This is a genomic window from Inquilinus ginsengisoli (genome assembly GCF_031453975.1).
Lineage (GTDB): Bacteria > Pseudomonadota > Alphaproteobacteria > DSM-16000 > Inquilinaceae > Inquilinus > Inquilinus ginsengisoli_A.
Window position 1 is genome coordinate 1 of record NZ_JAVDPW010000013.1, and the last position, 24,170, is coordinate 24,170.

Sequence of the window (24,170 nt, forward strand, 5' to 3'; positions counted from 1 at the left end):
CCGGACCGGGGCATCCCGCTCTCGCGGAATGATCCTTTCTACCCTCTTTCCAACAGACAATTGCGAGGAGGCGAAGCCGACGAAGCAATCCATGGCGCCGGTATGAGCAGCCCCATGGATTGCTTCGCTGCGCTCGCAATGACGGGTGAGGAAAGCCCTCGCGGGAGAGCTCCCACCTGATCAGCCGGTCTGAAGGTCCTCGCCCTGCCCCTTGAGCCTCGCGGCCAGCGACGCCTCGAGGAACTGGTCGATGTCGCCGTCCAGCACCGCCGAGGAGGCGCTGGTTTCGACCCCGGTGCGCAAATCCTTCACCATCTGGTATGGCTGCAGCACGTAGCTTCGGATCTGGTGGCCCCAGCCGATCTCGGACTTCTCGGCGTTCAGCGCATCGGCCTGGGCCTCGCGGATCTTCAGCTCGCGCTCGTAGAGCCGGGCCCGCAGCATGTCCATCGCCATGGCCCGGTTGCGGTGCTGCGACCGGTCGTTCTGGCAGGCGACGATGACGCCGGTCGGCATATGGGTGATGCGGATCGCCGAATCCGTCTTGTTCACATGCTGGCCGCCGGCGCCGGAGGCCCGGTAGGTGTCGACCTTCAGATCCTTGTCCAGGATCGTGATCTCGATCGTGTCATCGACCACCGGCGACACCGAGGCCGAGGCGAAGCTGGTGTGGCGCCGCGCCGCGCTGTCATAGGGGCTGATCCGGACCAGGCGGTGCACGCCCGATTCGGTCTTCAGCCAGCCATAGGCGTTGTGGCCCTTGATCAGCACCGTGGCCGACTTGATCCCGGCCTCTTCGCCCGGGCTTTCCTCCAGCCACTCGACCTTGAAGCCGTGCTGTTCGGCCCAGCGCACATACATGCGCAGCAGCATCTGGCCCCAGTCCTGGGCCTCGGTGCCGCCGGCGCCGGCATTGACCTCGAGATAGCAGTCGTTGCCGTCGGCTTCGCCGGACAGCAGGCTTTCCAGCTGCTTCTTCGCCACTCGCTGGGCCAGCTGGCCCAGCTCCGCCTCGGCGCCGGCCAGCACTTCGGCGTCGCCTTCGGCCTCGGCCAGCTCGATCAGGCCGAGCGTGTCCTCGAACTCGCCGGCCATCGCCTTGTAGGCGCCGATGGCGTCATCGAGATGGGTGCGTTCGCGCAGCAGCGTCTGCGCCTTGTCGGGGCTGTCCCAGAGCTTGGGGTCCTCGGCGAGGGTGTTCAGTTCGTCCAGGCGTCTGACGGAGTTATCCCAGTCAAAGAGACCTCCTCAGCAGCGCGAGCGACTGCTTGATGTCATTGGCCATGGCTTCGGTCTCGGCACGCATCGGCGCGTTCCTCTCGAAAATCCGTTCGTGTCGGGCGGCTCGCCTGCCGGCGATCCGTCCGTTCAGCTTCGGGATGTATGATGGATCGGCGGCAAGGTAAAGGCCACGAGCCGGAAAAGACCCCACTGCCCCGCCTCCTCCTTCCCGTCATCCCGCGAATCTTTCCCGTCATCCCCGCGAAAGCGGGGATCTCGTCGCAGCCCGATCAGCGAGAGATTCCCGCTTTCGCGGGAATGACGACCCGTGGAAAGGGGGAATGCGCACCCTCAATCCAGCCCCTCGGCGAAGGCGTCGAGCAGGATCCGGGTCGGCACCAGCCGCGCGGGGCGGCCGGGGGCGAACCAGACGACGGCGTTCTGCCCGAAGCTCTCGGCCAGCTCCAGCAGGTCGTCGAGCGGCATATTGAGCACCAACAGGCCATGCTCCCACCAGGCGGCGTCCAGACCGGCGCCGGTGTGCGGCACGGCGTCGAAGCCGTGGGCCCGCACCGCCGCCGCCAGCCGCACCCGCGCCGCCGCGTTCTCGGCCTCGGTCAGCCGGCGGCTGCGCGGGTTGTCGGCGGTGATGAAGCCGGCATGGGTCGACCCGCGGCCCGCCAGCCACGCCTCGGCGGCCGGGTTGCGCCGGTCGACCCGCACGTCGTGTTCGATCCCGTCGGCGACGAAGAGGTAGCGGGTGTCCCGGTAGGCTTCGAGCAGCCGGATGAAGCCCCCGAGATCCATATCCCTCTCCTGCGCCGACGGGCGACGGCTAAGGCGTCAGGCCGCCCGCTCGGTCGTCGGGTCGATCATCTTGCGGATTTCGGTGATCTTGGTCGCCGGAAAGCCGCTGATCTCGGCATGCTTGCGGATCACGCCCTCATCCTTGGCGAGGTAGACGCAGAAGGTCTTGTTGTCGGCGACATAGCTCTCGACCCACTGGATGTCGGGGCCGATCTGGCGCAGGGCGTCGTTGGACTTGGCCGCGGCGCCGCGCAGCTGGTCGCGCTCCAGGGAGCCGACGGCCGGGATATCACGTTCGATGATGAATTTACGAAGGGACATGATCACTCTTCCTGGGTTGGTACGATGGTGCCTCGTTCCCCCATTGCTTTCGTCTGATCCGGGTTGCGGCGGGCGTCAGTACAGCCCGCCGGTCCCGGTCGTCGCCTCCGGCACGGTGTCGCCGAAGCCGGTGGTGTCTCCTTCGGGCGCCGCCGCGCCCGAACCGGACAGCCGGTCGAGCGCGTAGCCGGTGCCGGGCTCGGTGCCCGGGCGGAACGCCTCCCAGATCGTGCTGCCGTCGTTGCCATAGGCGGGCTGGCCGGTCTGGCGGTCGATCTTGACCAGGCTGACGCCGGGCGGGATGCGGAAGGGCGGCACGTCCTTGCCCGTGAGGGCGGCGGACATGAAATCGCCGAAGATCGGCAGCGCCGCGGTCGACCCCCATTCCCGGGCACCCAGCGTCTTCGGGTCGTCGAAGCCGACATAGATCGCCACCACCAGGTCGGGGGCGAAGCCGACGAACCAGGCGTCCTTGGCATCGTTGGTGGTGCCGGTCTTGCCGGCCAGGGTGAAGCCCAGCTTGTTCAGCGCCGCGCCGGTGCCGCGCTGGATCACGCCCTGCAGGATCGAGGTCATCTGGTAGGCCGAGACCGGATCGGCGATCTGCTCGCGCGTGTCCGGGATCACCGGCGTCGCCTGGTCGGCCCAGGGCTGGGCGCAGGTGTCGCAGGGCCGGTCGTCATGCCGGTAGATGGTCTTGCCGTTGCGGTCCTGGATCCGGTCGATGAAGGTCGGGATGATCTTCTTGCCGCCATTGGCGATCTGGCCGTACCCCGCCGCCATCTGCAGCGGCGTGGTCTCGCCGGCGCCGAGCGCCATGGAATAGAGCAGCGGCATGTCCTTGTAGACGCCGAAGCGCTGGGCCGTGTCGCGCACCTTGTCCAGCCCGAGGACCTGCAGCAGGCGCACCGTCATCGCGTTGCGCGACTTCTCCACGCCGACCCGCAGCGGCATCGGACCCAGGAAGGTGTGGTCGTCATTCTCCGGCTCCCAGGTCGAGGTGCCGGTGTCGATCGAGATCGGCGCGTCGTCGATGATGGTGGTCGGGGTGTAGCCGGCCTCGAGCGCGGTCAGGTAGACGAAGGGCTTGAAGCTGGACCCCGGCTGCCGCACCGCCTGGGTGCCGCGGTCGAATTCGCTCATCGCATAGTCGTAGCCGCCGGCGATCGCCATCACCCGCCCGGTGTTGGGGTCGAGCGCCACCAGGGCGCCCTGCACGTCGGGGATCTGGCGCAGGCCGAATTCCTGCGGGATCGCCTTGTCCTCCGGCACCGGGCCGGTCGGCTCGACCAGCACCACGTCGCCCTTGGCCAGCACATCGGCCGGCTTGCGCGGTTCGGCCCCGACATTCTGGTTCGACCGCCACGGCCGGGCCCATTTCATCCCGGCGAAGGGGATGGTGCCGCGGCTCTTGTCGGAGAAGCCGATGGCGGCGGATTTGGCGTCGACGTCCAGCACCACCGCCAGCTGCCAGTCGCCGGCGCCGGCCGGGCGCACGATCGCGGCCAGCTGCCCGGCCCAGTCTTCGAAGCCTTCGATCTTCTTCAGCGGCCCGCGCCAGCCATGCCGGGTGTCGTAGTTGCGCAGCCCGCTGCGCAGCGCCTGGTCGGCCAGGTCCTGCAGATGCGGGTCGAGCGAGGTGCGCACCGACAGCCCGCCCTGGTACAGCGCGTCGTTGCCGTACAGGCGCTGCAGCTCACGCCGCACTTCCTCGGCAAAGTAGTTGGCGCTGACGAACTCGACCTGCCGGCGGTCCTTGGCCACCAGCGGCTCGGCCAGGGCCGCGTCGGCCTGGGCCTTGGTGATCGCGCCGTCCTCCAGCAGCCGGCCGATGACGTAGTTGCGGCGATTCACCGCAGCTTCCGGCTTGCTCTTGGGATCGTAGTTGCTCGGCGCCTTCGGCAGCCCGGCCAGGAAGGCGGCCTCGGACACCGTCAGGTCCTGCAGCGGCTTGTTGAAATAGGCCAGCCCCGCCGCCGCCACGCCATAGGCGCCGCGGCCGAGATAGATCTGGTTCAGGTACAGCTCGAGGATCTGCTGCTTGGTGAAGGTGCTTTCGATCCGCAGCGCCAGCAGCACCTCGCGGATCTTGCGGCTGATCGCCCGGTCCGGGGTCAGGAAGAAGTTGCGCGCGACCTGCTGGGTGATGGTCGAGGCGCCTTCGACGCGCTTGCCCGAGAGGTAGTTCTGCACGCCGCTGATCGCGGCCCGGGCGATGCCCTGCGGGTCGATGCCCGGATGGTCGTAGAAGCGCTGGTCCTCGGCCGAGACGAAGGCCTGCGCCACCAGGGGCGGGATCGCCGCAAAGGGGACGAACAACCGGTTCTGGTTGGCGTATTCAGCCATCAGCCGGCCGTCGGCCGCATGCAGCCGGGTGGTGATCGGCGGCGCGTAGTTGGCCAGCTGCGCCGTGTCCGGCAGGTCGCGGCCGAAATAGCTCGCGGCCGCGAAGACGCCGACCGCGGCGACGGCCAGCAGCAGGATGAGGGAGGACAGGAGCCAGCCGATCAGGCGCATCGGACCACGGGAGCAGTGATGGGGCGGCGGCCAGCCGCCCCGGAACGGCGGGGTTGACCCGGCAGGCCGGCCTCGACGCAGAAGCGGATAGTCCGCGATTGTGTTCCGGAGATGACCGGCACGGCGTCGGATCCTGCAGGGGCGGCCTCTGTTACCACGACGCCGCCCGCGAGTCAGGCCTTTGCCGCGGGCCGCCCGTTACCGCTGAAATCTACCATTGTCGAGACCGCACCGCCCCGGTATCGTGGCCACGCGACAGTCTGTCCGATCGGCCGATGCGAGGCCCGGTTCACCGGGGCTCCGAGTCGGTTGCGTGGATGTGCATCGATTTCCGCCGTGGAACGCCAGTCGAACGGCCGGCCACGATGTGCATTTGCGGGCGTCGGACGACATTGAGGATCAACTCGAGGCCGTGCCCCGGCGCATGCCGTGCCGGACCCGGTGGTCGCGAACCCCCCCGTCTGGCCTGCTGCGAAGCGCCGTTCTCGGGTGATCACGGTTCGCGACTCCGGCGGCCTCCGCAGGACAAGGACGCGCCGCGGCCCCGTCGGTCGCGCGGGGTCGCCGGCAGCGTCGCCAGGGTTTGTACATGGCCAAAAGAATGTTGGTGGACGCCACCCATGCGGAAGAAACGCGGGTGGTGGTGTTGGACGGCAACCGTCTCGAGGAGTTCGATTTCGAGACCGAAGCCAAGAAGCAGCTCAAGGGCAATATCTATCTGGCCAAGGTGACGCGGGTCGAACCCTCGCTCCAGGCCGCCTTCGTCGAGTATGGCGGGAACCGGCACGGCTTCCTCGCCTTCTCCGAAATCCACCCCGACTACTACCGCATCCCGATCGCCGACCGCGACGCCATCCTGGCGCGCCAGGCGGCGGAGGCCGACGAGGCCGAGGCCCCGGCGGCCGAGGCCCCCTCGGCCGAACCGGCGCCGCGCCGCCGCCGCGGCCGCGGCGACCGCCGCCCGGCCCGCGCCGAGACGGCCGAGGCCGGCCCGAGCGAGGCCGCCCCAGGCGAGGCCACCGACAGCTTCGGCGGATCGAGCAGCGAGACCCCGGGCGAGGACGTGTTCGGCGAGACCGTGTCGTCCGAGGGCGACAGCGGCCCGGTCGGCCTGGCCCCGGCCACCGAGGCGCCGCAGGGCGACGACCCGACCCCCGCCGGGGGCGAGGACGGCAACGGTCACGACGGCCACCGCGAGACCAGCGTCGAGGTGATGGGCGGCGACGAGGCCGAGGAGGCCCGCGACCGCCGCTCGAAGCTGCCGAACTACCGCAACTACAAGATCCAGGAGGTCATCAAGCGCCGGCAGATCATGCTGGTGCAGGTGACCAAGGAGGAGCGCGGCAACAAGGGCGCCGCGCTGACCACCTACCTGTCGCTCGCCGGCCGCTACTGCGTGCTGATGCCGAACACGCCGCGCGGCGGCGGCATCAGCCGGAAGATCGCCAATCCCAAGGATCGCAAGAAGATGAAGGCGATCATGGATGATCTGGACGTGCCGGAAGGCATGGCCGTCATCCTGCGGACGGCGGGGCTGGAGCGCACCAAGCTGGAGATCCGGCGCGACCTCGACTACCTGCTGCGCCTGTGGGATTCGATCCGCCAGACCACGCTGCAGTCGACCGCGCCCTGCGCCATCCATGAGGAGGCGAACCTCATCAAGCGGGCGATCCGCGACCTCTATTCCAAGGACATCGACGACGTCCAGGTCGCCGGCGAGGAGGGCTACCGCACCGCCAAGGACTTCATGCGCATGCTCATGCCGAGCCATGCCAAGAAGGTGCAGCCCTACCTGGACCAGGACGTCCCGCTCTTCCACCGCTTCAACGTGGAAGGCCAGATCGATGCGATGCACAGCCCGGTGGTGCAGCTGCGCTCCGGCGGCTACATCGTCATCAACCCGACCGAGGCGCTGGTCTCGATCGACGTCAACTCCGGCCGCTCGACCCGCGAGCGGAACATCGAGGAGACGGCGTACAAGACCAACCTCGAGGCCGCCGACGAGGTGGCCCGCCAGCTGCGCCTGCGCGACCTGGCCGGGCTGATCGTCATCGACTTCATCGACATGGAGGACGACCGCCACAACAAGGCGGTCGAGCATCGGCTGAAGGAGGCGATGCGGCAGGACCGCGCCCGCATCCAGCTCGGCCGGATCAGCGCCTTCGGCCTGTTGGAGCTGTCGCGCCAGCGGCTGCGCCCGAGCCTGATGGAGACGCATTTCGAGACCTGCGCCCATTGCGGGGGCCTGGGCATGACCCGGACCACCGGCTCCGCGGCGCTGTCCGTCCTGCGCGCGATCGAGGAGGAGGGCATCCGCAAGCGCGCCTCCGAGGTCACGGTGCATGTCGCCACCGCCATGGCGCTGTACCTGCTCAACCAGAAGCGCGACGCCCTGGCCGACATCGAGCGGCGCTACGCCGTGCGGGTGCTGATCGAGGCCGATGACAGCCTGATCCCGCCGGCCCACCGGATCGAGCGCACCCGCGCCCGGGTCGAGGAACTGCCGGGCCAGATGGTGGTGCCGATCGACAACACCGCCCGGATCATGGCCGAGACCGACGCCGCGTTCGAGAACGAGGTCGAGGAAGACGAGGTCGAGGTCGAGGAGGCGGAGGAGCCGGTGCAGGAGCAGCGCCAGCCGGCGCCGCAGCAGGGCCGCCAGCAGCAGCAGGGCCGCCCGCCGCAGCCGCGCCCCGAGCAGAGCCATCCTCGGGCTGCCGAGGGCGATGGCGAGGGCCGTGGCGGAAAACGCCGCCGCCGTCGTCGCGGTCGCCGGCGTGGCGACGAGGGCCATCGCGCCGACCAGCCCGCCGCCGTCGCCGCCGATGGCAGCTTCGGCTACGACCCGCGCGACGGCGAGGCCGATGACGGCCGCGGCATCGAGCCGTTCACGGTCGAGGCCGGCGACGCCGCGGCGCATGCCGAGCCGGAGACCGAAGCGGTCACCGCCGAGGTCAGTGCGACCGACGTCGCCGTGGCCGAAGTGACCGTCGCCGAGGCCCCCGTGGCCGAGGCTGCGGCGCCCGAGCCGGTCCCGGCCGATATCGACGCCGCCGCTGCCGCCCAGGCCGAGGACGACAAGGCCCGCCGTCGCGGTCGCCGCGGCGGCCGTCGCCGGAAGGCGGACGATGCCGAGACGGTGGTCGAGGCCCAGGCCGGGGCCGTGACCGAAGCACCCGCCGAGCCGGTGGCCGCCGTGGTCGAGGCCCCGGTGGTGGAAGCGGTCGTGGCGGAGGCCGCACCGGCCGAAGCCGAGGCGCCGAAGCCGAAGCGTCGCGCCCCGCGCCGCAAGAAGACCGACCCGGTGGTCGAGGTCGCGGCCGAACCGGCACCGGAGCCGGTCGCCGAGGAAGCGGCGGCAGAGCCGGCCGCCGCGGCACCAGTCAATGGCGCCGCGCCGGTCGAGCCGGCGGCTGCACCCGAACCGGAGCCGGTGCCGGAGAATCTGGCGGTCGAGGCCAATCAGGTGGTCAACCAGCCGCCCGAGGCTCCGAAGCGCGGCTGGTGGCGGCGCAGCGAAGGCTGACCCTCCTTCCGTCCTGTAGAACGCGAGAAGCCCGCCCGGTCCCACCGGGCGGGCTTTTTCGTTGCCGGCCGTGAGGCGGCGTTGCCGGCGACCTGCCTCGCCCTCTCTCCGTCATTGCGGGCGCAGCGAAGCAATCCATGCCCCGGCGTGAGACAGTGTTTCACGTGAAACAAAACGGGTACACGGGACCCGACGCCTTGCCCGCGGCGCGATGGATCGCCCGTCGGCTTCGCCTCCTCGCGATGACGAAGAATAAACAGCACAATGCATATGTTGTTTTTTTATTATTGACACAACCTCGCGTATGTTCGAGGTTCGCATCGGTCTTCGGGCCCGCGGGATTTTGACGGAAGCAGCTTGCGCCGCGTCATCAAACGCTAAAGCGCCACGACGTGAGTTCGTGGTTCCGGCACGTGATGCTGAGGAGCCGATCATGAGTTCGACCCTGACCTTCCTCTCCGCCGCCGCACCGGGCCAAGCCCCGCTGCGCCGGATGTGTTGCGCCTGTCCCGGGTGTTGATCGCGGGCCCCGTCCCGCCGCCTTCCGCCACGACCAGACGCAGCGCCCCCTCCGGGCGCCCCCCGAGAGGATCTTCCGATGGCTGACGCCTTCATCATCGTCGCCGGCGGCCTGACCGCCGGCATCATCACCCGCGAGCCCCGCGGCTTCCGCTTCTACGCCTCCGACGCGGCCTTCACGCCGCTCGAAGGCCGCCTGTTCCGCTCCACCCGGGCGGCCGGGCGAGCGGCCCATGCGGCGCTGACCACGATCAGCCGCCGCCAGCGCCGGCCGGAACAGGCCCGCGCCTAAGCCTAACCATAGCAGGACGCGGCGGCACCGCCGCCGGCCTCATCTTTCGAATGCAGGAGCACACCATGTCCCTTTCCCCGCTGAAGCGCGGCCTGTTCGGCCTGGCGCTGGGGCTCGCCCTGAGCGCCGCCACCGCCGGCAGCGCCTTCGCCGCCAGCATCAAGCTCGGCGTCATGGGCGGCAGCGAGGAGGAGATCGCCGAGGTCGCCAAGCAGGTCGCCGCCAAGCACGGCCTCGACGTCCAGCTGGTCACCTTCTCCGACTACGCCATCCCGAACGAGGCGCTGGAGAACGGCGACCTCGACGCCAACGCCTTCCAGCACAAGCCCTATCTCGACGCCCAGATCGCCGCCCGCGGCTATCACATCGTCCCGATCGGCTTCACCATCGTCGAGCCGATCGGCCTGTACTCGAAGAAGTTCGACAAGCTGGAGAAGCTGCCGGACGGCGCCAAGATCGGCATCCCGAACGACCCCAGCAACGGCGGCCGGGCGCTGAACCTGCTGGCCGCGCATGGGCTGATCAAGCTGTCGGCCGGCAAGGGCCTGAACCCGTCGCTGCTCGACGTCGCCGAGAACCCGCACAAATTCGCGTTCTCCGAGCTCGACGCGGCGCAGCTGGCCCTGGCCCTGCCCGACCTCGACGGCGCCATCATCAACACCGACTACGCGCTGAACGCCGGGCTGGACCCGCGCAAGGACGCGCTGATCGCCGAGAGCCGCACCGACAACCCCTACGGCAACTTCGTCGCCGCCCGCGCCGCCGACAAGGACCGGGCCGACCTGAAGACCCTGGTCGAGGCCTACCAGTCGCCCGAGGTGAAGCAGTTCCTGGAGACCCGGTTCAAGGGCGCCATCCTTCCCGCTTGGTGAGATCGTCCGATAACGCGCCCGGCGCGGCCGTCTGATGGCGGTTTCTCCGCTTCCGGTGCTCACGGACCAACGTCCGCTGCGCTCCGGTTCTCGAAACCACCGCCAGCCGACTCACGCCGAGCGCATTCTCGAACGATCTCCCGGCACTTGACAGGCGGGGGCGGCATGCCGGCCCCGCCGTTGCGCGGCGGGGCCATTTCTGGTAGACGACCGCGCTTGCGTGACAGTCATCACGCCGTAACGACGCCGGCACCCCTGGAGGCCGGCGTCTCCATTCGAGGAGAGACCTATGGCCGAAACCATCAAGATCACGGCCGAGGCGCGCGACCGAGCCGGTAAGGGGGCAGCACGGGCAGCGCGTCGGGCCGGGATGATCCCGGGCGTCATTTACGGCGACAACAAGCCGCCGGTTCTGTTCAGCGTCAACGCCCAGTCGCTGCTGAAGATCCTGCGCGACCCCGCCGCGCTGACCCATATCTACGACATCGAGATCGGCAAGGAGCGTCACCACGTTCTGGCGCGCGACATCGCGCTGGACCCGGTGAGCGACAAGGCGATCCACCTGGACTTCCTGCGCGTCAGCGACAAGACCCGGGTGCATGCCGATGTGCCGGTGCACTTCATCAATGAAGAGGCGTCGCCGGGCCTCAAGCGCGGCGGCGTGCTGAACATCGTGCGCCACGATGTCGAGCTGGTCTGCAGCGCCGAGGCGATCCCCGAGTTCCTGTCGCTGGACCTGTCCGGCGCCGAGATCGGCGATTCGCTGCGCATGAGCGCGATCAAGCTGCCGGACGGTGTCCAGGTGGCGGTCAAGGATCGCGACTTCGTGATCGCCACCGTTGCGGCGCCGTCGGCGGTCCGCGCCGAGGCGGCCGAGGCGGCCGCGGCCGCCGCGACGGGGGAAACCCCGGCGGCCGAAGAGCCGGCGGCGAAGGCCTGATCCGAAAGGATCCTGGCTGCTGCGCGCCTGGGAGGGTTCGATGCTGCTGTTCGTCGGCCTCGGCAATCCCGGCGCGCAATACGCCTACCACCGGCACAATGTCGGCTTCATGGCGCTCGACGACATCGTCGAGCGCCATTCCTTTTCGCCCTGGAAGCTGAAGTTCCAGGGCCGGCTGGCCGAGGGCCGCCTGGGGCCTGAGCGCGTGCTGGCGCTGGAGCCGATGACCTACATGAACGAGAGCGGCCGGTCGGTCGGCGAGGCGATGCGCTTCTACAAGCTGACGCCCGCCGACGTCGTGGTCTTCCATGACGAGCTCGACCTCGCCCCCGGCAAGCTGCGGGTCAAGAAGGGCGGCGGCACCGCCGGCCACAACGGCCTGCGTTCGCTCGACGCCCATATCGGCCCCGATTTCTGGCGCGTGCGCATCGGCATCGGCCATCCCGGCCACAAGGACCGGGTGCATGGCTGGGTGCTGAGCAACTTCGCCAAATCCGACGAGCCCTGGCTGGATCCGCTGGTCGACGCCATCGCCGAGGCGGCGCCGCTGCTGGCCGAAAGGGCGGCGGAGAAGTTCATGACCAAGGTCGCCCAGACCACCCAGTCGGCGTAGCCGCGGCCGTCCGAGCGCTGGGCCCTGGACAGCCAAGCTGACCTTTGCTGCAGTGCACGACGACCCCCTTGATCCGATCGTTCCGGGCGCGCATCCTTTTCCCACGTGGTCGGCACAGCCGGTAACGCGTATTGGCCAGCCGCAACGCCCTTGCGGCGACCTCCGCCAGAATGGCAACCCGGCATCGTCGGGTGAGCCTGCGGACAAGAGAGCACAACGAGGAGCCGCCTTTGCGCGGCTCCTCTACTTTTTTGGCCCAAGCCCGCGTTTCTCACTAGTCCGAAGACGGCTCCGACCGCGCGGGGATCGGCGTCTGGGCCACCACCGTGCTGGCCGGAACGATGCATTGGAAGCCGATGTAGTTCCACTGCCGGTCGGTCGCCAGGGCGACGCGCCCGGTCTTGCCGCAATAGAAGTCCGCCGTGGCCTGGGCGCCCAGGGCGTCGCGCTCGTTGACCGTGCTCACTACGACGAAGTTCTTGGGAACCGGCTGCGGCACGCAGGCGCCGGCCAGCAGCGCGGCGAAGGCAAGGCAGATCGATCGCATCCGCGGGCTCCCAAAAGGTGTTTGAAATCGGATCGCTGATATCGGTGAGAATCGAACACCATCAGGGTTCCAAAGTTCCAATCCGTTGCCAAGCCCTTCCGATTGAGGATCCACAGAAATCGAGTGAAACGGAAGGGATTGTCGTCCTTTCATCCAGTCTGGACTTGACCGACGGCGGTGGCGGGTCGGCCTGGTATTTTACGGGTATTTTAATTGCCATGCCCGGACTTGAGCCGAGGGCATGTTCGGCGATGGCGGACGATAAACCTCACCGCGCCGATCCGCCCGGCAGCGGCATCGAGCAAGGCCGATGGGGTCCTACCCCGCCACGGCCAGCCGGCGATAGGACAGGGCCTCGGCGATCTGGGCCCGGCCGATGCCTTCGGCGCCCGCCAGGTCGGCCAGGGTGCGGGCGACGCGCAGCACGCGGTGGTAGCCGCGGGCGGACAGGCGCAGCCGCTCCGCCGCCTGGGTCAGCAGCACGGCGCCGGCCGGATCGGGGGCTGCCACCCGCTCCAGCACCGCCCCGTCGGCCTCGGCGTTGGTGGTGATGCCGTCGGCGGCATAGCGCGCCACCTGCAGCTGCCGCGCGGCGGCCACCCGCGCCGCCACCTCCGCCGTGCCCTCGGCCGGCGGCGGCAGCGACAGGTCGGCGGCCGACACGGCGGGCACGTCGACATGCAGGTCGATGCGGTCGAGCAGCGGGCCGGACAGCCGCGCCTGATAGTCCTGGCCGCAGCGCGGGGCCCGGCCGCAGCCCAGGCCGGGGTCGCCGAGATAGCCGCAGCGGCACGGGTTCATCGCCGCCACCAGCAGCACCCGGGCGGGGTAGGTGATATGGGAGTTGGCGCGCGCGATCACCGCCCGGCCGCTCTCCATCGGCTGGCGCAGCGCCTCCAGCGTGGCACGGGCGAATTCCGGCAGCTCGTCGAGGAACAGCACGCCGCGATGCGCCAGCGAGATCTCGCCCGGCCGGGCCCGCATCCCGCCGCCGATCAGGGCGGGCAGCGAGGCCGAATGGTGCGGGTCGCGGAACGGCCGGCGGCGCATCAGCCGGCCGCCTTCCAGCAGCCCGGCCACCGAATGGATCATCGAGACCTCGAGCGCCTCGGCCGGCGACAGCGGCGGCAGCAGGTCGGGCAGCCGCGCCGCCAGCATCGACTTGCCGGATCCGGGCGGCCCGATCATCAAGAGGTTGTGATTTCCCGCCGCCGCGATCTCCAGCGCCCGCTTCGCCGTCTCCTGCCCCTTGACCTCGCGCAGGTCGAGGCCGGGCCCGTCCAGCGCCGCCAGCAGCGGCTGCGGCGCGGCCAGCACCTGGGTGCCCTTGAAGTGGTTGATCAGGGCCAGCAGGGTGGGCGCCGCCAGCACGTCGATCCGGCCGTCGGCATCGGCCGCCCAGGCCGCCTCCGGCCCCGAGGCGGCGGGACAGATCAGGCCGAGGCCGCGTTCGGCCGCGCCCAGCGCTGCCGGCAGCACGCCCGCGACCGGGGTCAGCGCCCCGTCCAGCGCCAGTTCGCCCAACGCCATGTACTGGCCGATCTCCTGCACCGGCAGCACGTCGAGCGCGGTGAGCAGGCCGAGCGCGATCGGCAGGTCGAAATGGCTGCCCTCCTTGAGCATGTCCGCCGGGGCCAGGTTGACGGTGATGCGCTTGGGCGGAAGGGCGAGGCCCAGGGCATGCAGCGCCGCCCGCACCCGTTCCCGGCTTTCCGCCACCGCCTTGTCCGGCAGGCCGACCACGGTGATGCCGGGAAACCCGCCGGACACCTGGACCTGGACGTCGACGGGCGCGACGTCGATGCCCTGGAAGGCGACCGTGGCGATGCGGGCGACCATCTAGGTCGGGGCCGCAAGATGTGGGGCCGATGGCATCGACATATCTAAAGTTGTGCCTGTATCGGGAACACAACCAATAATCCGGGCAGCGCCCACACTTGTCAATGGCGCCGCCCGGCGCAGCCCGAGGCGGCATCGGCCGGCCGCTCCCGGGTCACAGCGTCAGATCGAAGACCTGCAGGCTGCCGACGCTCTGATGGATCGGCTGCAGATGACACCTGGTACGGGATCGAGGGCGCCCCGACCCCGCCGCCGCTCAGGCTGCCGGCGCCGCGCAGCCAAGACCCGGTTCTCGCAGATCGTCGATCGGACGAGCAAAGGAGAACACTTCGTCATCGCCAAATCAGGCAGGCCGTTGGCCAAGGTGGCGCCGCTGGATGACGGCAAGCCGGCCGGGATCCGGTTCGGCCTCATGAAGGGCCAGATCCATATCGAACCCGACTTCGACACTCCACTCGACGCCTTCGAACTAAGCCCCTCGTCCTCCGCCCCGGAGCCTGTCCGAGACTGCGCTGGCGTGAGTCGGCTGGCGGTGGTTTCGAGAACCGGCGTGCAGCGGACATGGTCGTCCGTGAGCACCGGAAGCCGAGAGGCCGCCGTCAGACGGCCACGCCAGCAGCGGTATCGGGCAGGCTCTCAGGGCGCCTTGGCGATGCGCCAGATGGTGCCGCCCTCGTCGTCGGAGACCAGGATCGACCCGTCGGGCAGCGTCGCGATCCCGGCCGGGCGGCCCCAGACCTGGGCGGCTTCGTTGCCCCGGTTCAGCCGGAACCCGGTCGCCAGCGCCTCGTAGCCGCCCTGCGGCTTGCCGTCCCGGAACGGCACCCGGGCGACCATGTAGCCGATCGGGTCGGCCCGGTTCCACGAGCCGTGCAGCGTCACCAGCGCGTCGCCGCGCCAGTCGGGGAACATCGCGCCCTCGTAGAACACCAGGTCGAGCGGCGCCGAATGCGATTCGAACAGGAGGTCGGGCACGATCGCCTTCTGCACCAAATCGGGCCGCTTGGTCGCGAGGTCCGGCTGCGGGTTGTGGCCGATATAGGAGTAGGGCCAGCCATAGAAGCCGCCGTCCTGCACCGAGGTCAGGTAGTCCGGCACCAGCCCGTTGCCCAGGCCGTCGCGCTCGTTGACCACGGTGTAGAGCTTGCCGGTGCCCGGCTGCAGCGCCATGGCCACCGGGTTGCGCAGGCCGGAGGCGTAGGTGCGGCCGCCCGAGCCGTCGGGCGCGAAGACCTGGATGGTGGCGCGCGGCGCCGCCTCCTCCGCGATGTTGCTGCGGCTGCCGATGGCGACGAAGAAGCGGTCGGAGGCCGGGTCCCACAGCACGTTGCGGCTGCTGTGGCCCCGGCCGCCGTCGAAGGCCCCGTCCGGGGTGATGCGCTGCGGCTTGGCCTGCGCCTTGGCGTCGCCCGAGGCATAGGGCAGGCGCCACAGCCCGTCGAGATCGGCGATATAGAGCGCGTCCTGGCGCAGGGCCATGCCGTAGGGCTGGTCCAGCCCGGCCACGAACGGCGCGGCCTGGGCCTTGCCGCCGCCCGCAGCGGGAACCAGCCGGGAGATACGGCCGGCCTCCGGCTCCGACACCAGCACCGACCCGTCGGGCAGCACGAACAACTCGCGCGGCCCGGACAGGCCGTCGGCGAACAGCGTGGCGGTCAGCCCCTTCGGCACCTGCGGCCGCATCGCAGGCGTGCGGGCCACGGTCTCGGAGCTGTTGGCCACGGCGTCGGTGGCATAGGGCTTGGGCAGCGCGTCGGGCCGGACCTCGAACCGGGTGCCGGGCGCGATGTCCTGGGCCACAGCGGGCAGGGTGAGGAACGGGATGGCGGCGAGCAGGGCAGCGGCGAGCACAGCTGGGGCCGCGAAAGGGCTTCGCATCGGCGTCTCCTCCACATCTCTTTCCATGAACATGTGGGGCGGATGTCCCGAGGAAAAGCCCTGATGGGATAATTGTCCGACAAGGTTCATCTTGCGGCGTGCGGGCGCGAAACAAACAGCCGGCTGCGGGGTTGCAGAGGGGCAATTGCCCGCCCGGCCGTCGGCGCCGGGCCGTATCGAGGAGACTGCCATGACCCGCCGCCTGACCCTGATCCCCTGCGCGCTGGCGCTCGCCGCGCTGGCCGCCTGCGGCGACGACACCCCGAACCCGAGCGCGAAGACCGAAGCGATCGCGAGCCAGACCGTCGGCTACCGCTGCGCCGACGGCACCCGCCTGTCCGCCGGCTTCACCGGCGACGCGCTGGTGCTGGCCGATGGCGGCAACACGGTGACGCTGCAGCGCGCGATCTCGGGCAGCGGTGCGCGCTACACCAACCCCTACGGCGCCGAGTTCTGGGACAAGGGCGGCCAGGCCACCTACAGCCGCATCGCCGGCGCCGCCAGCACCACCTGCACGGCGGGCTGACCCGGCCCATTCGAGTCACCCATCGTCATCCCGTGTCTGCGGCGCGGAGTGCCGCGCCGCAGACACGGGATCTCGGCGGGGATGGGGCTGGACTTAAACGTTGAAGCGGAAGTGGAAGATGTCGCCGTCGCGGACGACGTAGTCCTTGCCTTCCTGGCGCATCTTGCCGGCGTCCTTCGCCCCTTGCTCGCCGCCGAGTGCTACGAAGCTGTCGTAGTCGATGGTCTCGGCCTTGATGAAGCCGCGCTGGATGTCGCTGTGGATCTCCGCCGCCGCCTCCGGCGCCGCGGCCCCGGCGCGCACGGTCCAGGCCCGCGCCTCCTTCGGCCCGACGGTGAAGAAGGTGAGCAGGCCGAGCAGCTTGTAGCCGGCGCGGATCACCTTGTTCAGCCCCGGCTCCTCCAGCCCGATCGAGGCCAGGAACTCCTGCTTCTCCTCGGCCGAGAGCTGGGCCAGCTCGGATTCGATCGCGGCCGAGATCACCACCGCCTCGGCGCCCTGGGCCTTCGCCATCTCGGCCACCCGCGCCGAATGGGCGTTGCCGGTCGCAGCCTCGTCCTCGGCCACGTTGCAGACATAGAGCACCGGCTTGGAGGTCAAGAGCGCCAGGCGCCGGAACGGCTCGCGCTCATCGGCCGAGAGCGCGACGGTGCGGGCCGGCTTGCCCTCGCGCAGCACCACCAGCGCCCGCTCCATCAGCTCGATCTCGGCCTTGGCGTCCTTGTCGCCGCCCTTGGCGCGCTTGGCCGCGGTCTGCACCCGCCGCTCCAGCCCCTCGAGGTCGGCCAGCATCAGCTCGGTGTCGACGATCTCGGCGTCGCGCACCGGGTCGACCGAGCCCTCGACATGGGTGACCTCGCCCTCGAAGCAGCGCAGCACATGCAGCACCGCATCGGTCTCGCGGATGTTGGCCAGGAACTGGTTGCCCAGGCCCTCGCCCTTGGAGGCGCCGCGCACCAGCCCGGCGATGTCGACGAACTCGAGCTGGGTCGCCACCACCTTGGCCGACCCCGCGATCGCCGCCAGCCTGTCCAGCCGCGGATCGGGCACGCCGACCCGGCCGGTGTTCGGCTCGATGGTGCAGAATGGATAGTTCGCCGCTTCCGCCGCCTGGGTGGAGGTGAGCGCGTTGAACAGCGTCGACTTGCCGACATTGGGCAGGCCGACGATGCCGCAATTGAATCCCATGGGTCTCGTCCGATCTTCGAATCGGCGCCCATCTAGCACGGTTGTCGCGGCGAGGGGGAGTCGCAGCGGACCTGCCGGGCCGTCATGGCCGCACCCCGCCCTTGACGCCGGCTCGGCGACGATGGCACCTGATGGGGCATCGTCGACACGCGCCGCCACCATGGTCCGCAGATCCGACCGGGCCGGATCGCCCTGGTCCACGCCGCAAATCCCGTATCCCAGCAGTGCCTTAGGCTCGGAGACCCGCCCATGACCCCGACCCTGCCCCGAGTCATCGGCCATCGCGGCGCCGCGGCGCACGCGCCCGAGAACACCCTGGCCTCGTTCCGCAAGGCGGCCCAGCTGGGCGTGCAGATGGTCGAGTTCGACGTCAAGCTGACCCGCAACCGGGTGCCGGTGGTGATCCATGACGACACGCTGGACCGCACCACCGACGGCAGCGGCCCGGTCGCCAATTCCGACTTCGCGGCGGTGCGGATGCTCGACGCCGGCCGCAAATTCGCCCCGGAGTTCCGCGGCGAGCGCATCCCGACCCTGGACGAGGTGCTGACCCTGGCGCTGGAGCTGAATCTCGCCGTCAACATCGAGATCAAGCCCTGCCCCGGCCGCGAGGTCGAGACCGCCGAGGTGGCGCTGGCCGCGGCGCTGAAGCTGTGGCCGGCCGACCGCCCGGCGCCGCTGGTCTCCAGCTTCGCCATCGAGAGCCTGCTGAAGGCGCGCGAGATCGCGCCGGACTGGCCGCGCGGCTACCTGATCTGGGAGCGGCCGGCGGTGTGGGCCGCCAATGCCGACGCCGTCGGCGCCGCCACCATCAACATCTCCCATGAGAAGGAGACGGCGGAGACCATCGCCGAATACCGCGCCACCGGCCGGCCGGTGCTGGCCTACACCGTGAACGAGGCCGAGCGGGCGAAGCAGCTGTTCGATCTCGGCGTCGCCGGCGTGTTCTCCGACGCGCCGGACCGCATCCTCGCCCTCTGATTGCCGCTTTTCCCGCCGACATAGGGCGCGATCACGGCGTAGGAGCACAGGAGAGTACGGGCGCGTGCAGGGTTTCATCGATCAGGCGGTCGCCTTCATCGGCGCGAATGCCGCCTGGGCCGGGCCGATCATCCTGGTCTTCGCCTTCGGCGAATCCTTTGCGGTGATCAGCCTCCTGCTGCCCGCCACCGCGGTGCTGGTCGCCGCCGGCACGCTGATCCAGGCGGGCACGCTGAGCCCGTGGAACGTGATCCCCTGGGCCATCGCCGGCGCGGTGCTGGGCGACGCCATCTCGTACTGGATCGGGGTCTGGCTGAAGGACCGGACGGAGCGGATCTGGCCGTTCACCCGCTATCCCCGGATGCTGCGGACAGGCCGCGACTTCTTCACCCGCTACGGCGGCATCAGCGTCTTCCTCGGCCGCTTCCTGGGGCCGATCCGCGCGGTGATCCCGCTGGTCGCCGGCATGATGGGCATGCGCCAGGGGCCGTTCCAGGTCGCCAACGTGGCCTCCGGCATCGTCTGGGCGCCGGTCTGGGTCGGCATCGGCTGGTTCGCCGGCGAGGCGCTCAAACGAATCTTCGGGATTGAAGATGCCGCGCCGGTTCTGATCATACTCATTGTCGTCGCGACGCTGGTCGGCGCCGCGGCGGCGTTCCGCCTGGTCACGCGCAAGAGCAAGAGCCCGCATGAGGATCGCCCGGATCGTTCCTAGCCTAGCTGCCGCCGTCGCGGCGCTGGTCCTTGCCGTGCCGGCGACGGCGCGGGCGGACGGGCTGGACGACTTCTTCAGCGGCATCCGCCGCCAGTTCGAGGAGCCGGCCAGGCCGAGCCGGTCGCAGACCTGCGCCCAGACCGAGGGCGAGGCCCATGTGCTGGCAACCACGGCGGAGAGCGACCTCGGCCGGGTGCGGGCGCGGATCGACCGGATCGAGCGCGACGCCGGCGCCGGCACCGCCCGCGACCCGATCGACCAGGCGACCCAGACCGCGCGCCAGGCCCTGGGCCTGTCGGCCAAGCTGCGCCGGGCCCGGGCGGCCTACACCACCATCATCGGCCAATGCGGCCGCCCCGACCTGCAGAGCGAGCGGCTGGGCAACCTGGCCAACCGGCTCGACGCCGAGGCGCGGCGCGCCAGCCGCCTGGCCGACCGCATCGCCTCGACCCCGACCGGCGCGCTGCCCGGCGGCCCGCAGGCCTGCCCGGCCCTGGTCGACGACGCCCAGTCGGTGCAGTCCGACACCGCCGCCTTCCTCGAGCGCACCGGCCAGCGGCTGCATGAGCTGGAGCGGGCCGAGCCGATGGCGGCGCGCACCGGCGCCCTGGCCGTGGCCGACACCATCGCGGCGCAGCGCGAGCGCGTCGACACCATCGACGCCCGCGCCGCCACCCAGGGGCCGGACTGCACCGAGGCCCCGGCGATCCGCGACCGCGCCGCGATCGACCGCCAGACCCTGCAGGCGCTGCAGAACCATGCCGACACGCTGATCGGCCCGCCGGCGCCGGAGGGGGCCGAGCCGCGGCTGAGCACTGCCGACCGCCGCCGGATCCAGCAGCGCCTGACCGCGCTGGGCCAGTACCGCAGCCCCATCGACGGCCAGTTCGGCGACGGCACCCGGCTGGCGATCGCCCGCTATCAGAACGCGACCGGGGCCGCGGCCACCGGCCGGCTGACCCGGGCCCAGGCCGATGCGCTGCTGGCCGACCCGGCCACCACGGCGCCGCGGCCGCTGGTCCCGGCGCTGCAATCTGCGGAGTCGGCCGAGGCCGTGGCGGCGGCCGTTCCGGCGCCCCAGGCCGCGGAACCGGCCGCGGTCGAGCCGGCAGCGCCGGCCGCGGTTGAACCGCCGCCTGCGGTCTCGGACGCCCCTGCAGTGGCAGAGGCGGCCCCTGCCGCACCGGCGACGGCCCCAGCCGCACCGGGGGTGACGGCCGACCCGGTGCCGGCCGTGTCACCCCTGGCCACCGAAGCGCTGGCGCAGGCGGCGGCGGCCGCAGCCGCGGCGACGGTTCCGACCGCCGCCCCCGATGCCGTGCCGGCCCCGGTCGCCGAAGCACCTGTCGCGGCACCCGCACCGGCAACCACCGCGAACGCCACGCCGCCGACCCCCGAGGCGGCAGCATCGGCCGCTGCAGCGCCGCCCGCTGCAACGCCACCAGCGCCGGAGCCGCCCGTCGCCGTGGCCTCGAACGCGGCGCCCGCCGCGCCCGCCCCGAACCCGCCGGCTCCGGCGGCGATCGCCCCGACCCAGCCGGACCCGGCGGCCGACCCGCGCACCGCGGCATCGGCCCGGATCACCGCCCGGCTGGTCGAGGCGCTGCGCGGCTGGTCGCAGCCGCCGGTGGTCACCATGCCGGCCGCGCCTGGGGCCGCCCCGGCCGCGGACCAGGATCCCTTCACCGCGCTCTACGCCCAGATGCGGAGCCATGCCGCCAAGGGCGAGATGGACCAGGTCCGCACCGGCCGCTACCAGCTGGTCGGCATGGCGCTGCTCGAGCACGGCGCCGAATCGGCCCAGATGCTGGACGCCGACCTGCTGCTGGTGCAGGCCGCCCAGGCGCTGGACGCCCGCACCGAGGCCCGGCGCTACCTGGTCGCGGCGGCGCCGCTGATCGGCCGGCTGGGCAGCGGCGAAAGCCGCCGGTCGCGCCAGTCGCTGGAGGCGGCGACGGCCTGGCTGGGCCTGCGCATCGTCGCCGCCGACTTGCTGGAGGCGATCGAGGCCGCCGGGACCAAGCCGCTGGACGGCGGCACCGCCGACCGCATGGCCGAGCGGCTGGACCAGATCGAGCAGGTCATGGCCCAGGCCCAGGACGGCGTTGACGAGCTGTCGGCCCAGTCGCTGTTCCTGCGCGCCGCCGTGCTGGCCGCCGCCGGCCGCATGCCGGACGCGCCGGAGCTGAAGGCGCAGATCAACCACCTGCTGCACTGATCCCCTGCCGCGCCGCTCACCTCACCGCGAGTTCATCTTCGGGACAGGCTGTCGCAAGCCGCCGCCGTCTAGGCTGCGGGGAAGCGGACATGCGCCAGCACCACCGGACAGGGATTTGTGGCCGGCCGGCGTCATCGGCGCCCGGCCAGCCGAGGAGGAACCGGATGAAATCGCGCATCTTGGCGGGGGTCGCCATGGCGGCCCTGCTCGGCGCGTCATTCGCCCGGGCGGATGATGCCCCGGCAAACGACCCGCCGGCCCGCGTCGGCCGGCTCGCCGACCTCTCGGGCGCGGTGTCGCTGCGCAGCGACCCGACCCAGCCCTGGGCCGTCGCCGCCCGCAACCAGCCGGTGACCTCCGGCATGTCGTTCTGGACCGAGCCGCAGGCCCGCGCCGAGCTGCAGGTCGGCCCCACCGAGCTGCATCTCGGTGACCAGAGCGAACTCGACATCCAGCAGCTGGACGACCAGACTTTCGCGGCCCAGCTGGCCCAGGGGTCGGTCAATCTCGACATCGCCGACATGCAGCCGGGCGAGACCTACACCGTCGACACGCCGCGCGGCACGGTCACGCTGCAGCGGCCGGGGGAATACCGCATCGACGCCGGCACCACCCAGGACCCCACCGAGGTCGTGGTGTTCTCGGGCGAGGCGCAGATCGCCGGCGGGCCGGACGGCCCGGTCGACGTCCAGGGTGGCGAGACCGGCATCGCCAACGGCGCCGACCCCTTCGCCTACACCCTGGCCCGCTCGGCCGACCGCAGCCCGCTGGACGACTGGGCCGACGGCCGGCTGCATGCCGCGGCTGCGGCGCCGCGCTACGTCTCGCGGTCGATGACCGGCTACCAGGACCTCGACGGCGCCGGCACCTGGCACGAGACCCCGAGCTACGGCACCGTCTGGTACCCGACCACGGTGCCCGCCGGCTGGGTGCCGTACCGCGACGGCCGCTGGGAGTATGACGGCCGCTGGGGCTGGACCTGGGTCGACGACCAGCCCTGGGGCTTCGCCCCGTTCCATTACGGCCGCTGGGCCTATGTCGACGACCGCTGGGGCTGGCTGCCCGGCCCGGTCGAGGTGCGGCCGGTCTACGCCCCGGCTCTGGTCAGCTTCTTCGCCGGCGCCGCCGTCGGCGCGGCGATCGGCGTCGCCATCGACAGCCATTCCGGGCATGGGGGGCCGATCGGCTGGTACCCGCTGGGCCCGGGCGAGATCTACCGCCCGTCCTACCGGGTCAGCGACACCTATGTCCGGAACGTCAACGTCACCAACATCCGCAATGTCAACGTCAACCAGATCAACATCCACAACGGCCCGACCATCGTCGAGAACGGCGCCAACCGCCGCTTCGCCACCGAGGTGCCGGAGCGGGTGCTGGCCGAACGCCAGCCGGTCGCCCGGGCGGCGCTGCAGGTCCCGCCGGACCAGCTGGCCAAGGGGCCGCTGACGCCGGTCTCGACCTTGCCGCGCCCGGCCGCACCGACCGTCGGCGAGCCCCAGGCGCCGCACCCGGCGGTGGCCCGCGCCCCGAACGGCCGGCTGCCGCTGGCCGCCGGAGACCCGAACCGGCCGCACGCCCCGATCGCCGGCCAGCCGGCCGAGCCGGCGGGGGCAGGCCGCCCGCCGGTGGCCCAGGGCCAGCCGGGGACACCCGGAGCGCCAGGCACCGCCCAGGCCCAGCCGGGCCGGCCGCCCCTGCCCGGCCCGGACCAGCATGGTCCGGCGGCGCCGGGCGTGCCGGGAACAGCCCAGGCCCAGCCAGGGCGGCCGCCGCTGCCCGGCCCAGACCAGCATGGTCCGGTTGCGCCGACCGCACCGGGGACAGCCCAGGCGACTCCCGGACAGCCCGTCCCTCCGCCGGGGGCAAGGCCCGCCGCTCCCGGCGCGGCCCAGACCGTGCCGGGCCATCCCCCGCTGCCGGAGCGCGGCCAGCGCCCGGGCGGCCCCGGCACACCGGGCAGCGCGCCCGGAACCCCGGCGACGGCGCAGACGGCGCCCGGTCAGCCCGGTACCCGGCCGGGCGCCGTCCCGACCGCCCCCGGCGCGGCCGGTCCGGGAACGGCCCAGGTCCAGCAAGGCCACCCGCCGCTGCCGGAGCGCGGCCAGCGCCCCGGCGGCCCCACCGCTCCCGCCGCCAAGCCGCTGGTGACCGCCCCGACGCCGGCCGCGCCGACCCGGCCGGCCGCCGGCGCCGCACTGCCGCCGCAGGCGGCAGCCCCCGCCCCTCAGGCCGCGGCCGCCCATCCCGCGGTGGCGGCAAGCCATCCGCCGGTGGCGCCGAGCCGTCCCGCGGTGGCGGCGAGCCATCCGCCGGTGGCGGCGAGCCATCCGCCGGTGATCGCCCAGGCCCCGGCGCGCCAGCCGGTGGCGGCCGCCCGGCAGGCCCCGCCCCGTCCGGTCCAGGCGGAGCGGGCGGCCCGGCCACCGGTCCATGTGGCGCAGCCGCAGCACCGGCCGCCGCCCCAGCCCGAACGCCGCCCGCTCCCGCCGCCGGAGCAGCGCAAGCCGGGCGACCCGCTCCAGAACTGACGCGTTGCCTCCAGCCCCCCAATCGTCATTGCGAGGAGGCAAAGCCGACGAAGCAATCCATCGCGCCGCACGAACGGCCCGATGGATTGCTTCGCTGCGCTCGCAATGACGGGGTTGGGAAT

General features: G+C 71.4%; 18 protein-coding genes. 10 read left to right on the top strand and 8 right to left on the bottom strand.

Going from position 1 to position 24,170, the window contains the following annotated elements:
* Positions 1-180: 180 nt before the first annotated feature.
* From prfB to E9232_RS30395, 4 genes are all read right to left on the bottom strand, one after another.
* A protein-coding gene (prfB, locus tag E9232_RS30380) for a peptide chain release factor 2 (RefSeq protein WP_309800654.1) occupies positions 181-1,306 on the bottom strand; the annotation gives its coding sequence in 2 pieces (ribosomal slippage) (positions 181-1,236 and positions 1,238-1,306; 1,125 coding nt in all).
* Positions 1,307-1,572: 266 nt separating this feature from the next.
* Positions 1,573-2,028, bottom strand: coding sequence for a DUF3293 domain-containing protein (locus E9232_RS30385; RefSeq protein ID WP_309800657.1), 456 nt, complete (start codon positions 2,026-2,028; stop codon positions 1,573-1,575).
* 36 nt (positions 2,029-2,064) lie between these two features.
* Entirely contained in the window at positions 2,065-2,349 is a 285-nt protein-coding gene (locus tag E9232_RS30390; RefSeq protein ID WP_309800659.1) for a DUF4242 domain-containing protein, read from the bottom strand.
* Between the two features lie 75 nt (positions 2,350-2,424).
* Positions 2,425-4,866, bottom strand: a complete 2,442-nt coding sequence (locus tag E9232_RS30395; RefSeq protein ID WP_309800661.1) for a penicillin-binding protein 1A — start codon at positions 4,864-4,866, stop codon at positions 2,425-2,427.
* A gap of 589 nt (positions 4,867-5,455) precedes the next feature.
* Between E9232_RS30395 and E9232_RS30400 the strand changes: the two genes are divergently transcribed.
* The 5 genes from E9232_RS30400 to pth all read left to right on the top strand — a co-directional run bounded on the left by E9232_RS30400 (position 5,456) and on the right by pth (position 11,628).
* Positions 5,456-8,392, top strand: coding sequence for an Rne/Rng family ribonuclease (locus E9232_RS30400; protein ID WP_309800663.1), 2,937 nt, complete (start codon positions 5,456-5,458; stop codon positions 8,390-8,392).
* Between the two features lie 598 nt (positions 8,393-8,990).
* Positions 8,991-9,203, top strand: coding sequence for a hypothetical protein (locus E9232_RS30405; protein WP_309800665.1), 213 nt, complete (start codon positions 8,991-8,993; stop codon positions 9,201-9,203).
* A 65-nt stretch (positions 9,204-9,268) separates the two neighbouring features.
* On the top strand, positions 9,269-10,075 hold the full coding sequence (locus tag E9232_RS30410) for a MetQ/NlpA family ABC transporter substrate-binding protein (RefSeq protein WP_309800666.1): 807 nt from the start codon (positions 9,269-9,271) through the stop codon (positions 10,073-10,075).
* A 289-nt stretch (positions 10,076-10,364) separates the two neighbouring features.
* The gene (locus E9232_RS30415; protein WP_309800668.1) at positions 10,365-11,015 is read left to right on the top strand and encodes a 50S ribosomal protein L25/general stress protein Ctc; all 651 of its coding nucleotides are present in this window, start codon (positions 10,365-10,367) and stop codon (positions 11,013-11,015) included.
* Between the two features lie 40 nt (positions 11,016-11,055).
* A complete protein-coding gene (pth, locus tag E9232_RS30420) occupies positions 11,056-11,628 on the top strand; it encodes an aminoacyl-tRNA hydrolase (protein ID WP_309800670.1) in 573 nt (190 codons plus the stop codon).
* Positions 11,629-11,902: 274 nt separating this feature from the next.
* Here the strand turns inward: pth and E9232_RS30425 are convergent, their stop codons facing one another.
* The 3 genes from E9232_RS30425 to E9232_RS30435 all read right to left on the bottom strand — a co-directional run bounded on the left by E9232_RS30425 (position 11,903) and on the right by E9232_RS30435 (position 15,892).
* Positions 11,903-12,175 carry a hypothetical protein gene (locus E9232_RS30425; protein ID WP_309800671.1) on the bottom strand — a complete coding sequence of 91 codons (273 nt, stop codon included), beginning with the start codon at positions 12,173-12,175 and terminating at the stop codon, positions 11,903-11,905.
* 318 nt (positions 12,176-12,493) lie between these two features.
* Positions 12,494-14,014: a YifB family Mg chelatase-like AAA ATPase gene (locus E9232_RS30430; RefSeq protein ID WP_309800673.1), complete on the bottom strand. Its 1,521-nt coding sequence runs from the start codon at positions 14,012-14,014 to the stop codon at positions 12,494-12,496.
* Between the two features lie 636 nt (positions 14,015-14,650).
* Positions 14,651-15,892, bottom strand: coding sequence for a PQQ-dependent sugar dehydrogenase (locus E9232_RS30435; protein WP_309800675.1), 1,242 nt, complete (start codon positions 15,890-15,892; stop codon positions 14,651-14,653).
* 190 nt (positions 15,893-16,082) lie between these two features.
* Here E9232_RS30435 and E9232_RS30440 point away from each other — a divergent pair, with 190 nt between their 5' ends.
* Positions 16,083-16,418: an MliC family protein gene (locus tag E9232_RS30440; protein WP_309800677.1), complete on the top strand. Its 336-nt coding sequence runs from the start codon at positions 16,083-16,085 to the stop codon at positions 16,416-16,418.
* A gap of 93 nt (positions 16,419-16,511) precedes the next feature.
* Here E9232_RS30440 and ychF read toward each other — a convergent pair whose 3' ends face one another.
* A complete protein-coding gene (gene ychF, locus E9232_RS30445) occupies positions 16,512-17,606 on the bottom strand; it encodes a redox-regulated ATPase YchF (protein ID WP_309800679.1) in 1,095 nt (364 codons plus the stop codon).
* A gap of 249 nt (positions 17,607-17,855) precedes the next feature.
* Between ychF and E9232_RS30450 the strand changes: the two genes are divergently transcribed.
* The 4 genes from E9232_RS30450 (at position 17,856) to E9232_RS30465 (ending at position 24,048) form a co-directional block, all read left to right on the top strand.
* The gene (locus E9232_RS30450) at positions 17,856-18,587 is read left to right on the top strand and encodes a glycerophosphoryl diester phosphodiesterase (protein WP_309800681.1); all 732 of its coding nucleotides are present in this window, start codon (positions 17,856-17,858) and stop codon (positions 18,585-18,587) included.
* Between the two features lie 64 nt (positions 18,588-18,651).
* Positions 18,652-19,302 (top strand): DedA family protein, encoded by a 651-nt coding sequence (locus E9232_RS30455; protein ID WP_309800682.1) that lies wholly within the window; start codon positions 18,652-18,654, stop codon positions 19,300-19,302.
* Positions 19,277-21,520, top strand: coding sequence for a peptidoglycan-binding domain-containing protein (locus E9232_RS30460; protein ID WP_309800684.1), 2,244 nt, complete (start codon positions 19,277-19,279; stop codon positions 21,518-21,520). Before E9232_RS30455 ends, E9232_RS30460 begins: the two co-directional genes overlap by 26 nt.
* A 164-nt stretch (positions 21,521-21,684) precedes the next feature.
* On the top strand, positions 21,685-24,048 hold the full coding sequence (locus tag E9232_RS30465; RefSeq protein WP_309800687.1) for a DUF6600 domain-containing protein: 2,364 nt from the start codon (positions 21,685-21,687) through the stop codon (positions 24,046-24,048).
* The last annotated feature ends 122 nt before the right edge of the window (positions 24,049-24,170 follow it).

What these genes read in the sequence shown, in the direction of transcription:
- E9232_RS30385 (WP_309800657.1), bottom strand. Translation starts at nt 2,028, where the DNA reads ATGGATCTCGGGGGCTTCATCCGGCTGCTCGAAGCCTACCGGGACACC.
- E9232_RS30410 (WP_309800666.1), top strand. Translation starts at nt 9,269, where the DNA reads ATGTCCCTTTCCCCGCTGAAGCGCGGCCTGTTCGGCCTGGCGCTGGGG.
- E9232_RS30450 (WP_309800681.1), top strand. Translation starts at nt 17,856, where the DNA reads ATGACCCCGACCCTGCCCCGAGTCATCGGCCATCGCGGCGCCGCGGCG.
- E9232_RS30440 (WP_309800677.1), top strand. Translation starts at nt 16,083, where the DNA reads ATGACCCGCCGCCTGACCCTGATCCCCTGCGCGCTGGCGCTCGCCGCG.
- E9232_RS30395 (WP_309800661.1), bottom strand. Translation starts at nt 4,866, where the DNA reads ATGCGCCTGATCGGCTGGCTCCTGTCCTCCCTCATCCTGCTGCTGGCC.
- E9232_RS30405 (WP_309800665.1), top strand. Translation starts at nt 8,991, where the DNA reads ATGGCTGACGCCTTCATCATCGTCGCCGGCGGCCTGACCGCCGGCATC.
- E9232_RS30390 (WP_309800659.1), bottom strand. Translation starts at nt 2,349, where the DNA reads ATGTCCCTTCGTAAATTCATCATCGAACGTGATATCCCGGCCGTCGGC.
- E9232_RS30460 (WP_309800684.1), top strand. Translation starts at nt 19,277, where the DNA reads ATGAGGATCGCCCGGATCGTTCCTAGCCTAGCTGCCGCCGTCGCGGCG.
- E9232_RS30430 (WP_309800673.1), bottom strand. Translation starts at nt 14,014, where the DNA reads ATGGTCGCCCGCATCGCCACGGTCGCCTTCCAGGGCATCGACGTCGCG.
- E9232_RS30435 (WP_309800675.1), bottom strand. Translation starts at nt 15,892, where the DNA reads ATGCGAAGCCCTTTCGCGGCCCCAGCTGTGCTCGCCGCTGCCCTGCTC.
- pth (WP_309800670.1), top strand. Translation starts at nt 11,056, where the DNA reads ATGCTGCTGTTCGTCGGCCTCGGCAATCCCGGCGCGCAATACGCCTAC.
- E9232_RS30415 (WP_309800668.1), top strand. Translation starts at nt 10,365, where the DNA reads ATGGCCGAAACCATCAAGATCACGGCCGAGGCGCGCGACCGAGCCGGT.
- ychF (WP_309800679.1), bottom strand. Translation starts at nt 17,606, where the DNA reads ATGGGATTCAATTGCGGCATCGTCGGCCTGCCCAATGTCGGCAAGTCG.
- E9232_RS30400 (WP_309800663.1), top strand. Translation starts at nt 5,456, where the DNA reads ATGGCCAAAAGAATGTTGGTGGACGCCACCCATGCGGAAGAAACGCGG.
- E9232_RS30425 (WP_309800671.1), bottom strand. Translation starts at nt 12,175, where the DNA reads ATGCGATCGATCTGCCTTGCCTTCGCCGCGCTGCTGGCCGGCGCCTGC.
- E9232_RS30465 (WP_309800687.1), top strand. Translation starts at nt 21,685, where the DNA reads ATGAAATCGCGCATCTTGGCGGGGGTCGCCATGGCGGCCCTGCTCGGC.